The following is a 13,787-nucleotide window of genomic DNA, read 5'->3' on the forward strand; positions in this document are numbered from 1 at the left end:
ACGACGATCCCCGTCGACGCGGCATGCGCCGGTACGGCGACCGCCGCGGCGACCACGGGCATGGACCAGGCCGCACCCTTGACGATCGTGCGACGAGTGACGGACCGGGATCCGTCTTTCTTGTTGTCTTCCATAGAAACTCCCCAAGTAAGCGGCGACGTACATCACCACGAGGTGGCAACCCAATATCGCCACACGTAAAAGGAGTCAGAGCGGAGAGGGAAGTGACGCGCACCTGCGGATCCTCACCACGGGCTGAGGCAGAAGCGAGAAGGCGTTACAGGCCGAGAACCCGCACGCGGGACCGCCGAGTTCAGGACGAGTGCTCATCGACCGCCGACATCGTTGCGGGCGGTTTGGGTCAGTGGGGGGTACTGATCTGAATTCTGAGGTGCCTCGGCGGGGCGGAGTGCGAGTCAGGCTCAGCGCGGGCCCCGCGCGCGTCACGTCTGCCTGACTCATGACTCCTTCTTCAGGTGAAGGGTGCGATAGCGGCGGTTCACCTTCATCTACGCGAAGGGAAGACCAACGACATGACTGATGACGCCTCGAGACCAGTCGCGCGCGGCTCCGAGGGTCTGGGCGTGCGACGCAGCTCTGGATGGAGCGTCCCCATCATCGCTGCCACCGTCGCAGCGCCGGCGCAGATGGCTTCCGAGGCCACCGTGACATCTGCGGATCTCGTCACCTCCGCAAAGGCTCGGCTCATCTTCCCCGGTGCGCTGCAGAACATCCGCGGATCCAGAGAGACCGCGCCAGGGCATCGCGGGACGATACAACGACCGTCCGAGACACGTTACGTGTACCAGCCCGGCTCAACCATCACCACCATCGCGAGCTTCACGAATGGATCGCCCCTGACCGTTCCGCTGCATTTGCTCCTGTTCCGGCTCCACTGGGGCAAGACTGCGACCGGCGAATTTCAGGCGGTTTCCAGCCCCGGGCGGTCCGTCATCGAGCAGTTTCGAGACGAGCACACCGACTTCAACCACCACGACATGGTGCAGGTTGCCGTGACCGGTCCGGACCTCCACCCAGGGCAGAGCATCTCCGTGAGCTACGACTATCGATTTGATGCCATGGGAGACGCGATCCCCACCGGACCATGGACATCAATGCTGTTCAGTGGCAACAACCTCACCTCGATCACCGTATCAACATCCGCGCAAGCGGTGCGTGAAACGTACACGGTGCAACCGATGTCGGTTTCCCGCTGACTCGCTGGTTGCACCCAGGCCGGCCGACTTCAGATCGTCATGCGGAGGACGCGCCGGGATCAGCTTCGCGTTTCCCGCAGACGCTTGGGGGAGTGACGAAGGCAGCGCCGTGGTCGCTCTCAGCTTACGGGTCAGCGGTCGCCGCCCGCACCGGGCGGGACGAATGATGGCTGCGTGAGCGAGTGAAACACCCTCCAGACACGGTCGACGCTGTCGGTCTTTGAGATAACCGCCGCTACGCCGGCGCGCTCGAGCCTCCCCACAAGTGAGGCGCTCCTGGCATCAGCCATGATGACGATCCGGGGCACCACACCCTGAAGCGACGCAATGGACGTCAACGCGGCCTCGACTCCTGCGGACTCTGACACACTCAGCACGGCCGCGTCCGGGCGCATGCTCTGCGGCGCCGAGCGAACCCAACGAAACAACTGCGCAACCTGTGCACCTTGAAACACGACATCAGCGCCAGGGAGCTCAGTGAGCAGCTGAACGAGGCCTCGTCGCTGCATCGTGTACGGCTCCACCACAGCAACCTTCCATCCGGTCACCGACGCTCCTCTCCGTGGACCAGATCGAATCGCTCCACACAGCAAAAGAGTCAGGAAACGCGCGAGGGTGACGCCAAGAACGCACCCGGGCATAAAAGATGGCCCCTGTCTCAGGCTGTACGCCGCGACGCGCACGTGGCCTGCATGACGCCCATTCGCACTGTTGCTATCCGAGGACCGCGATGACGAGCGTAAGTACACCGAGTCCGATGACGATCAGGAGAAACAAGAGCATGCTCCAGACGGGGGCACCGGCGTGTTCTCGGAGGAGCCAATGGCGATAGTAGGGGTCGTTGGCCCTGCGGCGGTAGCGCGCGACTTTGACTTCCCAGTTCATTCTCGAAACTCCCACCTTGTCTGCAGTCAGGGCTTCTTGTGACTGTGGTCTAGAGGTTGAGGTTGCTGGCGGATCGTGGCAATGGTGCGAGCCGGGCCGACAACTGACGCCCCCTTTGCGCCCGCTCGGTGAGTGCCGGTCGGGGGGTGTGGAGGCTCGCGCTCGTGGGGAAGAGAGCGCGAGCCTCCTGGGTGTTCGCTCGTCGTCCCCACGGATGGGAGCGAACACCGCGCGGGCGACTGGGGCCCGCGGTCATCGCCTTCCCGACGAGGTTCCTGAGCGTCGGATCGGCGTGGGGGAACGGGGTTCGCAGGGCAAGGAGGGCGCTGCGAACCCCGATGTGTTGGCTGGTTCGGTCAGGGGCAGGTGGTGCTGCCGTCGGTGAGGAACGCGAAGGCGCCGAGACTGAGACCAGCGCTTGAGCCGTCGGCGTCGGTGACCCCGGGGAGCGGCACCTTGACCCACGAGTCACCCGAGAGGCGACGCGTCCACACATCGCCGTTCTCGAGTCGCAGAGCGATCGGTCCGGAGCTGTCACGCTGGGCGGCGACCGCCTCCGCGATGTCCGCCGCGGTGAACTGCGTGGACGACCAGTCCTGGACGATCTGAACGCCGGTCGGCGAGACCGTCCAGAAGATCAGTCGACCGTCCTTCGCGATGCCCAGGTAGCCCGTACCGACCTTTGCAAGGAACGAATCCAGGGGCGGCAACGCCGGGTTGGCGTTCTGCTGGAGTCCGGCGCCGGTTCCCCACCAGAGCGCCCCGTTGCTGTCGAGAACCTGCACCGCGTTGGACGAGTCGTGGATCAGGCTCTTCGCGTTCGTGAGGCCCGGAGCGGGGACCGCTGTCGCGTTCGCGGCCCCGCTGACCTGGTACACCTTTCCGCCCGCGATGAACGTGGCGGTCGTGTTGATGCGCCCGTCCACGCCCGGGATGATCGTCACGTTCGTCACCGGGGCAGCCGGACTTCCCGTCGTGATGGGGACGAGGGGACCGCTGCCGGACGTCGCCGCGCCGTACAGCCTGCCGTCCGTGCCGACCCCGTAGACCCAGTTGTTCGCCGTGAAGATCCTGGCGAGGGTGGCGCCGCCGGACGGCATGAGGGTAGCCACGTTCGGCGACGTGCTGGTCCACTTGTAGAGCTGCCCGTTGGTGCCCAGGCCCCACATGAACGAGCCGGAAACGCTGTCCGGGGTGAGGGACGCCATCGGCACCGGAGTGGTGACCTGGTGCCAGGTCGGGGCGGGCGACGTGCCGTTGACGTTCAGCGGCCAGGCGTACCACAGGGCACCGGTTCCGGTCACGGTGAAGAGGAAGTCCGCTCCCGCATTCAGGTAGACCGCGGCCGGGTTGGGGACGATGCCCGTCGGGTCCGCGTTCACCACCGGGTAGCCGCCGCCCTGCACCTGGTAGAAGATCCGTCCGGCGCCGGCAGCGGGCGCGATCGACACGACCGCCTGCGTGGCCGAAGTGCTGCAGGGCGTGAGCCCCTGCGCGGTGATCGTGAGACTCCCTGCCTGTCCCGTGCTCTTCACCGATACCGCCGGCGAGGGGTGCCCGTTGACGATCGTGATCGTCCTGGCGCCCGATGCGTTGTTGTCGGCCCAGACAAGACCGGCAGGCAGCGTCACCGAGACGGTGCCCGTGGGCACCGGGCTGCCCTGCGCGTTCTTGAGCGTCAGGTCCAACGTGGCGGTTCCGCAGGCGCTCAGCCCCGACAGCGTCAGGCCCGACACGGTGCATGGATTCGTCGACGCTGATGCGAGCGGCACCGTCGCCGCAGCCGCGATCACCGGGACGGACCACGCCGCGCCCTTCACGATCGTCCGACGCGTGACGCTCCCGTTCCCCGGATTCGGCGTGGAACGCGATGATTCACTCATGTTCTCCCCTTTTCGGGCCGCAGGCCCCTCGCACGGTCAGGCGCCGAAGATCGCGCCCGTTCATAAGGAGCCCGCTCCCGGGAGAAAGTGATGCGGAGCGTTCCTGGTCGGGTTCGATGAGGAGGTGACGTGGCGCCACGTGATCTGAACCCGGTGTGGTCCGAGTCGCGGGCCGACATGCGCCCGGGGTCCAAACCCGACATTGGTCCCGCGTCGGACCACACCGTAGGAAGCCAAAGACGGGGAGGGCTTCAGCTTCCACACTTCAAAGGAGCGCACGTCCGCACAAAAGTGATGGGTGCCCGGTGCGCTGATCGCGATTGTTCCGATAGCCTGACCAAACCCTGCGCTGACCCCGCGCAGATCTGCTACCGGTGCGGAGGGAAAACGCATCGGTCGAATGCTCGTTCTGGGAGAGCTCGTGGTGGACGCACGCACCGATGCCGAGTTGTTGAGCGCAGTCCGTGATGGAGAGAAGCGCGCCTACGGTGTGCTGTGGGGTCGGCATTCCCACGCGGCCCGGCACTACGCGAACCGGTTCTTCCCCTCCAGGGCGGATGATCTGATCTCGGAGTCGTTCCTCGCGATCTACCAGCAGGTGACGACGACGGATGCAGGTCCGCGATTCGCGTTCCGGTCCTATCTGAAGGCCGTCATGCGCAACACGGCGATCCGCTGGTCAAAGGACGAGGAACAATTCATCCCTACGGATGAGCTCGACGCGATCGACGGACGCGATGCCCTGAGCATCGCCGAGACTGACAACGAGGCGGGAGACGTGCTGGCTGCGCTGCAGGCTCTGCCGGAGCGGTGGCAGCGGGTGCTTTGGCTGGCCGAAGTCGCCGAGGCGGGCCGGACCGAGATCGCGCGCGAACTGAAGATCACGCCCAATGCCGTGTCCGCTCTGCAGCGCCGGGCACGGACCGGTCTGAAGTTCCAGTGGCTCACCCTCCAGGTGCCGCCGGGTCTTCGCGAAGACGCGTCACATGCGGCGCGACTCTTCCCGCAATACTTGACTGAGCCCGCCAACCTCGTGGTTTCCGCGGAGGTTCATCTGCACGTCGTCGACTGTGCTCCGTGCCGGACGCTGCTGCACGACACGCGCGGAGCCGCCGCTCGGATGGGCAGCAACACTCTCGCCGTCCTTCTGGGCACCGCCGGTATCGGCACGGCCACCGCGACGCTGTCGTCGGCCACGACCGCCACCGCGATTGCGGTGGCGGCGGGCGCGGGAGCCGCGTCCTGGCTGGTCGGTGGAGGTGTCGCCGCGGTCACCGCCGGAAGTCTGGTCATTTCAGCGCTCTTCACTGTGGGGCCCGCCACTGCCGCACCGGAGCCGCAACAGGTGCAGACCGCGCCCCCTACAGCCTTGGCAACGGGTACCACCGTGCCGGCACCGAGTGCGCTGCGAAGCCCTCCCGAGGTTGTCACGGTGCCGGTCGGAGCCTCAGGACAGCCCGACCCGGCGGATCAGGCGCTCAGCCTGACAGATGATCCGTCGCAGTACTTCCCGGGATACAAGCCGCGCCCGGAACCGATGACGGGAGTTCCCGGCCCTGGAGTGGGCCCTTCGCCGGAGCCGAGCCCGACAGCAGGGCCCGTCAGCAGCCCCCCGGCGACGTTCTCGCCCGGCGTGACAAGTCCGGCGAGCACCTCCGCGTACATCTCACCGACCGTCACGGGAAAGACCGCCCCGGGCAACCACATCGCCGTTCAGCTCGACACCAGGCGGTTCACCCCGACCGTCGCATCGGACGGTTCATGGAGCTTGGACACCCGGTCGCTCGAGCTCGCCGCGGGCGACTACACCTATCAGGCCTGGGCCTACACGGACTTCGTGTCCTCTCCCGCCACCGAAGGCACGTTCACCGTGCTCCCGCTGGCAGTACGAGGCTTCGAGAACGTCACCGGTTTCGAGGATCTGACGACAACGCAAGCCGCGACGACGGGCCTCATCGTCGAGTTCCAGGGGCCACCGAACGGCATCGTCTGGACCCAGACGATGGAGGGCTATACCGCCCTCGTCGCCCTGGACGCGACCGGCTACGCGAAACGTCGACTGCTCGTGAACTCCTACGGCTGGTACTGGTTCACGATGCGCTACCTGGACAGCGACGGATACTGGGGGCCCGGCTGGGAGCACAACCTCGACGTCTACAACCCGGCCGCACCATACGACCCTATGGGCCCCGCCCCCGAAGACATGACATACAAGTTCGTCACGCCCTAAGGATCGCCCGTTCGCATCAAAACCGGCCACCGACACGTCTCCTTGCTCGGAGCTGCCGTCGCGATTGAGGACTTGCGCTCTCCTCGTCTATGCACGGCTCCTCTCTCCGAGGTTGAGTCACCCGGGGGTCTCACCTGGCGATTCCCCTTCAGTCGTGTGCGCCAAGGGGTTGGCGGAGTGCGGCCGGTCGGGACACCGGCCGCACACACCCCGGATGCCCCGAACGGAGGGTTGCACAGCTCCCGGCACGGGCCCCACGCACCGCATGCGGCTGCTCGCTCGGCTCGGAACTCCTCCGCAGGGAGGCGAACGAGCCGCCCACGCTCTTACGCACCTCTTGCAGACTGCATGCAGAACGGCAAGGGAAGTGCAGAGAATCCCAGTTCAGAGAGTATCCCGATCGCCGCGCAAGCGAAATGCCAGGGCTACCACCAGCGACACCCGCGGAGACGCAATAGTCCTGGTCCGCAGAACATTCGAAGGCCCCTGGCCTCCGTTATCAGGGGAGGGTGCAACTGCCAGTTCTGCAGACATACCCTTTACAAACTGACATAAGAGTAATTATCAGCGAATCTGGAACGCCACAGCTGCCGGGTCAATCGTACGTATATTCAACATACTGACTGGGGTGCAGACAAGCAGCGGCCCCGCACGCGAGGTGCGGGGCCGCCTGGTGTTGTTGATTCGAAGGATCAGGATCCCTCAACCGTTGCGCCCCCGTAGCCGACGCGCAGGGCCAGGTAGTACGACATGGAGCCGAGGACGGGGACCTGGGCGGCGACGCGTTGCTCTGCCACGGCAGGCCCGGCCGCGTCCTCGTACTGCTTGGTGATGCCGAAGTAGGTCTGGCTGGCCGAGCTCGCTCCCCACACCTGGTAGGTGGCTCCCCAGACGCTGTCGATGTAGTCGTAGCCAGGGGTCACGTAGGTGAAGTTGGCGTAGAAGTGCTGCGTGATGATGCCGTCCCACCGCTCGATCGAGCAGTTCTTGTTCCACTGGTGGTTCTCATCGCCGCTCTGCGAGCACTCACCGAACCCGCCGCCGCGGGTCGAGATCGTGCCAGGATCGGGAGCCGGCTTGGGCTTCTCGACGGACGTCACCCGGATGGAGCCATCCTGGAACGTCTCGATCGTCTTGGTCGCAGCGTCGGACGCCGAGGTGTCCGTGCTGACGGGCGACGCTTCGGTCATGGAGTCCAGAACGGTACCGGAGCGGAGCTTGACCACCAGGGCCTGCTGCGTATCCGGTGCCACCCCGTACTCGCTCAGGAACTCGGTCAGATGAGCCGTCAGTTCATCGAACTGACGCTGCTCGTCCGACGAAACGACAGCCGTCGTGGAGGTCGTTTCCGCTGCCATAGCCGCCGTCGGAGCGAGTCCAGCCCCGAGCAGCAGCGCCCCCGCGAGCAGCGCAGTTACACATCTTCCGGTCGTGATCTTCATGTGGATCCCTTCGCGTGATCGGCCTGTGGTTAGGCCGCTGGTCAGGACGCTACAGAGATCCCTATGAACAGCCAATGTGCTAGGGCATCTGGACGAAGGGTAGTCGGTGCCGTAGCGTGAGGCGGTTGCGACGCCAGTCGCCTACCCCAGGCTCCGATGGATTGTCTGTGACCGGTGTGTAGTGTCGAAGCATGGAACGTCGACTTGTGAGGCCAGCAGATGACCGCCTGGTCGGTGGCGTGTGTGCGGCCGTTGCCAACGGGTTTGGTCTTGATCCCTTCAGCGTGCGCCTCGCCACGGTGGTGGGCGCATTCTTCTCCTTCGGTGTCGCTGCCGCCATCTACGTGGTGTTGTGGCTGGCGCTGCCGGGCGCGCCTCGCGTGAAGGCCGCGCGCCGGAAGTAAGAGCGATGACATCGACTCGGCGAGTTCGTGCGACCCCGACCGAGTGAGGGCGAATGGCTGTCCTTCCCGATCACCCGCACGCACGTCGACGCCGCACGCAGGTTCGTGCGTTCGGCGAGATGGTGCGCAACGCGCGCTTGCGGAAAGGGCTGTCTCAGGAACGTGTCGCGCATGACGCGGGCATCACGGTCTACACGTATGGCGGGATCGAACGAGGGCGCACTCCGCGCGGAGGCGATGTGAATCCCACCTTCGACACCATGCTGCGCATTCTCCTGGTTCTTGACATCGACGTGGAGATCCGATTCTCCTACGCCGACGATGAGCCGTCCTAATCCCGTCTTCGGCATGAGTCGGTGCGACCTGGCATCACGCGTAGGTGTGATGGACGTGCCAGCCGCGCTCGCCCTTGTAGACGTCGAAGACGTAGCTCTCGCCGGCGTCGTTCGTGCCTTGGAAGCGCCATCCGTACAGCGGGTGAGGCGCCTCGAGTGGAACGGACCAGATCGAGTCCCGGAGTCTGGTCGGCATGTCTGTGACCCGCCACCGCTTCCCCGCGAAGACCATCCGCGCGGGGACGTCGTTGACCATCCAGACGGTTGCGGGCTGTTCGAGTGTCTGCACGTTCATGGGTTAACACCATAGAACACATTTTCGAATACGGGTAGAGTGCGATCGTGCACGTGATCCAGCTCGCCCGCTCGCAGTGGCTCGTGGTGGACAACCACTACCGCGCCCGCTTCCTCATCGTCGAGGGACCGCTCGTGCTGCGCGAGACGGGCGAGACGATGGTTCAGCACCGCGTGGAATGGTGGGCGCCGGATCCGAAGAAGCGGGACGTCCTCGCCGTGTGCGACGGGCTCCTTGCTGCGGAGAACTGGTGCCGTGACGAGATCCGCCGCACCGCCGAGGAGAAGGCGAAGATCTCGGCGTCGGTCGCGCGCGTCGGGTTCTGATCACGTGGGCACGAGCCAGCGTGAGGCCGACGCGGCAGCCGACCATTTCCTGCTGAAGATCGCGCGCGAGAATGCGCTGCAGTCGCTCACGGAGAAGGAGCTGCGGCTCGACGAGACCCCCGTGACGATCTACCCGCGGCCGGTCCGGGCGAAGGCGTGGGTCCGGTTCGGGGCGATCCCGATGCACGTCGAATGCTGGATCCACCGCACGACCTCGGACGCCGCCGGCGTCTCGTTCACGATCCGCGACAAGACGTTCCGCTGCTGGATCTGGGGTAATGCCGTCCGGGTGGAGGAGGCCGAGGTCGCCGCCTCCTAGGGGGTAGCTGTTCCTCGTCGGCTTGCGGGACGGCGAGAGGGCGACCCCATGCGGGGCCGCCCTCTCTGTTAGCTGTCTGTCAGATGTAGTGAGGGGGGTCGTCGGCGAGGACGGTGCAGGTGAAGTTCCAGCCGAGGATCGCGACCCAGCCGCGGAGCGTCGCTCCCGCCTTGCCGCTCTTGACGGTTCCGGTGTTGATGCTGTTGGAGTAGTCCTCCGTGTACATCACGTAGCTGTCAGGGTAGCCGCCCGAGTTCATGGGCCCCCACTCCAGCGAAAGGAAGCGCTCGAGCATGGGCCCAGAGGTCGAGTGCAGCCCCCACGACACTCGCATCTGCCCGCCGGCACGTTCGGCGTAGACCGAAGCGGTCCCGCAGTTGGCCGGAGTCGTACCGCGCGTCGTCACGGCGCCCGCGCCCGCGAGCGCGCCGCAGTAGTTCAGGCCCAGACTCACGGCCTTCTGGCGGTCCTGCTCAGTGAAGGTGGAACAGTCGATCGTCATGGGCACGGTCTCGACGGTGGACTCCACCGCGGGCGTTGCCGTGTCCAGGCCACCCTCCGCAGCGAACGCTCCCGCACCGGGATTGACGACTGCCAGGCTCACCAATACGGCGGCTGCCGCCCCCGCGAACCAGGTCCGAATCTTCTTCATTTGTGTGCTCCCTCCGAGTCACGCGCGAGATCTCGCGCTGCCTCGAACCAAGCACATCAATCGATTCGGATCAAGCAAATTCTTAGAGTTCTAAGTGGCAACTCATAGATTTATCCAGCCATCGATCAGCGAATCGATAGGCCCCACAGCCTCGACTTTGAGGGTTGCGGGAAGCGAGACTCTGCCGGTGGCGACGAGCAGGACAGCCGTGTCCCCATCCTCGATCAGAGCGCTGGCTGCCCCGCTCTCGTGGCGCCTCAGCCCCGCCTCAATCGTCTTCGTGCGCCCCGCGAAGCAGAGGCTGTGGGACGCGTCGGGCGCGCCCGGATCCTGCAACCCGGCACGCTCGCGAAGCAGGCTCGCTTCCGAGGCCGGGGCCGCAGTGATCCGGACATCGGGCTGTGCGCCGGCGCCCTTCACGAACGCGGACCAATAGCCGGTCGAGGCATATGCGCGCGGCACGTTAAGGGGAAACTCGACGAACGCGCCGTGCCACGCCGGTTCAGCGAGAGCGTAGGCCCTCACCTCGGCACTCAGCATCTTCTGTCGGGCCTGTTCCTGCATGGCACGAGCTTGCTCGGGGGTCAGAGGCACCTTTTCCATGCCACCAGACCATACCCCCGGCATCAGAAAGATCCCGCGGTGACCCACAGGGCCGTCGCAACGCTCATAGTCGAAGTCAGGCCGACCCCGGCGGACGTGCGCCGACGCCGACTCGCCCGCTGCGCATCAGCACTCGCACCGCGATAGCCGCTGCTTCTTATGCGAACGGAGGCGGCGGACCGAACCTCTCAAAGAACGCCGCGATCGCCTCGACGAGCCGCGCGATCGCGTCAGCCGCTCGAACCATCTGTCCGCCGGCCTGGATCCAGAGCGCGGGTCGCTGCGCCCTCTCAGCGTGTTTCGCCCTCTCTCGGGCCTCACGCGCGGCCTTCCTGCTTGTGGGGATCTGGTCGTTGTCGTCGGTGCTGCTCATGACCACATGAGTGCGGCGCCCCGCGGATGCCGACCGGTGGTGGCCAGAATGTCTCTCGTCGTCCGGACGGGCGGTCCCTGCGCTTGTCGGGGCGCGCAAGGGCTGGGTACGCTGATCTCGCCGAGTCCCCCCGATTTGGCTCCGCCCCCGCGTATCCATCACGGATCGCGGGGGCCTTTTCGTGCCCCGACTCGTCGGCGCTGCTTCAGCACGTCGAAGCGGAGGCCGGCAAGCCGGCCCAGTGCCTATATCCCGGCCTTCGGCCGGGACGTTCTTTTCACATCCATGTGGGGCTTCGCGACGATACCTCCGCTCCGTCTCTGCGTGCGTCGGGTCCGCTCCTTAATGCTCCCTCGTCGCTGCGCTCCTCAGTCCGCTTACCGCTCCCCCGACGCACTCCGTTCCTCCGCTCCGGTCTCTCTGCTAACGCCCCACCTGGAGGCGAAAAGAACGAGGAGGAGCCATGAACAAGAACACCCGCCCCGCCGGTGCCCTCACGACCGTGCTCGACCCTGAGGCCCTGCTCGCAGCCGCACAGGAGCAACTGCCTCTCCAGTACCCGGGATGGGACCCCGCGGTCCTCGGGGACGGCCCGCTCCCCCAGATGATCCTCACCGTCGACCGTGGCGAAGCAGCGGTCGTCAACGGCGAAGGCGTCGGCGCGATCGCCGACGAGCACGGCATCGTCGACGTCTGGTTCACCTACGGGTTCAACCTGATCAGGATCGCCCTCACCCTCCCGACGATCGCAGCCGCCTTCACCGGCGAGGAGATCGACCTCGCGGACGGGATCCGCACCTTCGGCGGCCGCCTCGACGCGAACCACTACCGCTGGTACGCCCGCCACAACCTGGTCTGAACGGAGCCGCCATGACCACCCTCAATGCCCCCGCGCTCTTCGCGCAGAGCGCGACAAGCCTCCTGGACCTCCTCGACGACTGGACTGAGCAGGCCATCGAGTGGGAGCCGATCTACTACCGGTTCACGCTCGTCGATCTGGTCCGCGCGCAGCTCTGCCGCGACTGCGGAACCAAGGTCAATTGGGTCAACTGCGGCGGGTCCCGGTGGCAGGGCGCGTTTCAGCTCTGCGACGCGTGCGCAAGCCTCGACGGATGCCTCACCCGCCAGCACAACCGCGGTGAAGGGTGGCATCTCTCCACCTGGGCCGTCGGCGCGCACCAGGTCCACGAGCACGACGAGCTCACCCGGGCTCAGGAACGCCGTCGGGCGAAGTACCGCGCGAAGCGCCCGGCCCGCACCCTCGAGGGGGCATCATGACCACGCACACCCAGCCCGCCGGGGCGACCGCGACCCGGCCCTGCCAGGCCGGGGTCACGACCCCGGCCCCGTGGCCGCTCGTCACCTCGGACGACTACCACCGGCGCCGCCCGGGCGAACCGCTCGGGTACGTCCCTGAGGTCGGGGACCGGATCCGGTACGCGCTGCGCCACACTCGCTGGTGCGCCACCGCGCAGCACATGGTCGACGGGCACGACGACCTCGGCGAGTTCGACGAGCCCGTGATCGTCGTTGGCATCCACGAGAACGAGCACAACACGCACTACGCCTGCAAGGACTCCCGCGGCACCTACCGGGGCATCGACCTCGACTGGTGGATCTGCGAACAGGTCATCGAGGACGGTGCGCTGTGGTGACCGAGACCCTGTTCGAACTCGCCGACTTCGAACCCGCACCCGTCTACACCGGCATCGCGCCGCTGAACTTCACGACCGACTACTTCCACCCCGACGACCTCGCTGCCGCGGACTCCTGGCTTCGCGACGTCGAAGGCCAGCACTTCGGATCCGCCGTCGGACGCATCCACACCTGGCGGCAAGGCAACACCACCGGATGGGTGATCCGCGAACGGGTCCACGACCTCTGCCTGCTGACCTGCTGCCTGTCCTGCTACGGCTACCCCACCCACGACTATGACCGCACCCGGGCGCAGGGCGAGACGCTGCGGACCTGCAGCTGCATCCAGCTCACCCTCAATCAGGCGGTCTGCACCGCGTGCGAATGGCATCACATCGCCGAGGACGAGAGCGAGTGTGTGGAGGCCTGGCACGATCACGCCTGGCCCGGATGGCGTGACCTCCCCACGCTCCCCGACAAGCTGCGCGGCAAGATGGGCGCGACCACGATGACCGCCAAGGCCGAGGCGTGGTTCGAGGCGAACTACCCCGACGTGTTCCGCACCGCCGGGGCACCGATCCTTACCCTCCGCGAAGGACTCGCCACCCGGCTACAGCCCCTACGGCGGATTCGACCTCGCCAACAACCTCCACGGACGAACAGCCGCCCAGTGAGGTGGGCGGTGGGGTGGCGTCGACCAGGTCGCCTCCCCCGGACTGTGGGAAGCTGGGAGCATGGCGCGCGTTCGGACTCTCACCGTGACCACGCGCCCGGACGGGCGACGCTGGACGTTCGAGATCACCGACCCCCACGCCCCGGACATGGCCTCCATCACCGGGTCGACCGCCACCTTCACCGGCGTCGCGAACGCCGCTCGCGCCCTCGCGGCCGAGCAGCTCGCCGTCAAGCCCACCACCCTCGCCGCCACGGTCACGGTCGACGTCCCCGACGGGGTCCGTGAGCTCATGGCCGCCAGCGACGCCGCGCACGCAGAAGCGGCCGCCGCGACCGCCCGCGGCGTCGAGCTCCGCCGCCGCGCCGCCCAGATCCTCACCGACGCCGGCTACACCAAGACCGCGGCCGCCGAAGCGCTCGGCGTCTCCGCGCAGCGCATCGGCCAGCTCACCAACTAGACCCAGCCGCCCAGGTCGTCGACGTCGGCGGCCGCCCGCCTCCCACGGCTTTCTT

At 66.5% G+C, this 13,787-nt stretch carries 17 protein-coding genes and 1 pseudogene; 11 read left to right on the top strand and 7 right to left on the bottom strand.

The features are described from left to right. Window positions 1–533: 533 nt before the first annotated feature. On the top strand, window positions 534–1,217 hold the full coding sequence (locus tag ACIPY5_RS19680) for a hypothetical protein (RefSeq protein ID WP_400973868.1): 684 nt from the start codon (window positions 534–536) through the stop codon (window positions 1,215–1,217). Between the two features lie 131 nt (window positions 1,218–1,348). Here ACIPY5_RS19680 and ACIPY5_RS19685 read toward each other — a convergent pair whose 3' ends face one another. Next, complete coding sequence (locus ACIPY5_RS19685; RefSeq protein ID WP_400973870.1) at window positions 1,349–1,765, bottom strand: hypothetical protein; 417 nt, start codon at window positions 1,763–1,765, stop codon at window positions 1,349–1,351. 693 nt (window positions 1,766–2,458) lie between these two features. Further along, on the bottom strand, window positions 2,459–3,985 hold the full coding sequence (locus ACIPY5_RS19690) for a hypothetical protein (RefSeq protein ID WP_400973873.1): 1,527 nt from the start codon (window positions 3,983–3,985) through the stop codon (window positions 2,459–2,461). Between the two features lie 421 nt (window positions 3,986–4,406). Here ACIPY5_RS19690 and ACIPY5_RS19695 point away from each other — a divergent pair, with 421 nt between their 5' ends. Beyond that, window positions 4,407–6,215 (top strand): sigma-70 family RNA polymerase sigma factor, encoded by a 1,809-nt coding sequence (locus tag ACIPY5_RS19695; protein ID WP_400973876.1) that lies wholly within the window; start codon window positions 4,407–4,409, stop codon window positions 6,213–6,215. Window positions 6,216–6,907: 692 nt separating this feature from the next. Here ACIPY5_RS19695 and ACIPY5_RS19700 read toward each other — a convergent pair. After that, window positions 6,908–7,657 carry a hypothetical protein gene (locus ACIPY5_RS19700; protein ID WP_400973879.1) on the bottom strand — a complete coding sequence of 250 codons (750 nt, stop codon included), beginning with the start codon at window positions 7,655–7,657 and terminating at the stop codon, window positions 6,908–6,910. A gap of 191 nt (window positions 7,658–7,848) precedes the next feature. Here ACIPY5_RS19700 and ACIPY5_RS19705 point away from each other — a divergent pair, with 191 nt between their 5' ends. Both ACIPY5_RS19705 and ACIPY5_RS19710 read left to right on the top strand, forming a co-directional pair. Beyond that, window positions 7,849–8,061, top strand: a complete 213-nt coding sequence (locus ACIPY5_RS19705) for a PspC domain-containing protein (RefSeq protein WP_400973882.1) — start codon at window positions 7,849–7,851, stop codon at window positions 8,059–8,061. A gap of 53 nt (window positions 8,062–8,114) precedes the next feature. After that, window positions 8,115–8,396, top strand: coding sequence for a helix-turn-helix domain-containing protein (locus ACIPY5_RS19710; RefSeq protein ID WP_400973885.1), 282 nt, complete (start codon window positions 8,115–8,117; stop codon window positions 8,394–8,396). A 34-nt stretch (window positions 8,397–8,430) separates the two neighbouring features. Here ACIPY5_RS19710 and ACIPY5_RS19715 read toward each other — a convergent pair whose 3' ends face one another. Continuing rightward, window positions 8,431–8,691 (bottom strand): hypothetical protein, encoded by a 261-nt coding sequence (locus tag ACIPY5_RS19715; RefSeq protein WP_400973887.1) that lies wholly within the window; start codon window positions 8,689–8,691, stop codon window positions 8,431–8,433. 47 nt (window positions 8,692–8,738) lie between these two features. On the opposite strand from ACIPY5_RS19715, the gene ACIPY5_RS19720 reads away from it, so the two are divergent. Together ACIPY5_RS19720 and ACIPY5_RS19725 are read left to right on the top strand one after the other, a co-directional pair. Continuing rightward, a complete protein-coding gene (locus ACIPY5_RS19720) occupies window positions 8,739–9,017 on the top strand; it encodes a hypothetical protein (RefSeq protein ID WP_400973890.1) in 279 nt (92 codons plus the stop codon). Between the two features lie 4 nt (window positions 9,018–9,021). Then, window positions 9,022–9,336 carry a hypothetical protein gene (locus tag ACIPY5_RS19725; RefSeq protein ID WP_400973892.1) on the top strand — a complete coding sequence of 105 codons (315 nt, stop codon included), beginning with the start codon at window positions 9,022–9,024 and terminating at the stop codon, window positions 9,334–9,336. Between the two features lie 79 nt (window positions 9,337–9,415). Here the strand turns inward: ACIPY5_RS19725 and ACIPY5_RS19730 are convergent, their stop codons facing one another. From ACIPY5_RS19730 to ACIPY5_RS19740, 3 genes are all read right to left on the bottom strand, one after another. After that, window positions 9,416–9,988, bottom strand: a complete 573-nt coding sequence (locus tag ACIPY5_RS19730) for a hypothetical protein (protein ID WP_400973895.1) — start codon at window positions 9,986–9,988, stop codon at window positions 9,416–9,418. Between the two features lie 102 nt (window positions 9,989–10,090). Next, a complete protein-coding gene (locus tag ACIPY5_RS19735) occupies window positions 10,091–10,591 on the bottom strand; it encodes a hypothetical protein (RefSeq protein WP_400973898.1) in 501 nt (166 codons plus the stop codon). Window positions 10,592–10,748: 157 nt separating this feature from the next. Then, a complete protein-coding gene (locus ACIPY5_RS19740) occupies window positions 10,749–10,964 on the bottom strand; it encodes a hypothetical protein (RefSeq protein ID WP_400973900.1) in 216 nt (71 codons plus the stop codon). A 463-nt stretch (window positions 10,965–11,427) separates the two neighbouring features. Here ACIPY5_RS19740 and ACIPY5_RS19745 point away from each other — a divergent pair, with 463 nt between their 5' ends. From ACIPY5_RS19745 to ACIPY5_RS19765, 5 genes and pseudogenes are all read left to right on the top strand, one after another. Next, entirely contained in the window at window positions 11,428–11,823 is a 396-nt protein-coding gene (locus tag ACIPY5_RS19745) for a hypothetical protein (RefSeq protein ID WP_400973902.1), read from the top strand. A gap of 11 nt (window positions 11,824–11,834) precedes the next feature. Then, on the top strand, window positions 11,835–12,242 hold the full coding sequence (locus tag ACIPY5_RS19750; protein ID WP_400973905.1) for a hypothetical protein: 408 nt from the start codon (window positions 11,835–11,837) through the stop codon (window positions 12,240–12,242). Further along, on the top strand, window positions 12,239–12,619 hold the full coding sequence (locus ACIPY5_RS19755; RefSeq protein WP_400973908.1) for a hypothetical protein: 381 nt from the start codon (window positions 12,239–12,241) through the stop codon (window positions 12,617–12,619). The genes ACIPY5_RS19750 and ACIPY5_RS19755 overlap by 4 nt, the downstream gene beginning before the upstream one ends. 200 nt (window positions 12,620–12,819) lie before the next feature. Further along, window positions 12,820–13,212 (top strand): annotated as a pseudogene (locus ACIPY5_RS19760) (DUF6349 family protein); the annotation flags it as partial. A gap of 145 nt (window positions 13,213–13,357) precedes the next feature. Then, entirely contained in the window at window positions 13,358–13,732 is a 375-nt protein-coding gene (locus tag ACIPY5_RS19765; protein ID WP_400974086.1) for a hypothetical protein, read from the top strand. Window positions 13,733–13,787 lie beyond the last annotated feature (55 nt).

Source organism: Microbacterium sp. NPDC089698 (genome assembly GCF_044749045.1).
Lineage (GTDB): Bacteria > Actinomycetota > Actinomycetes > Actinomycetales > Microbacteriaceae > Microbacterium.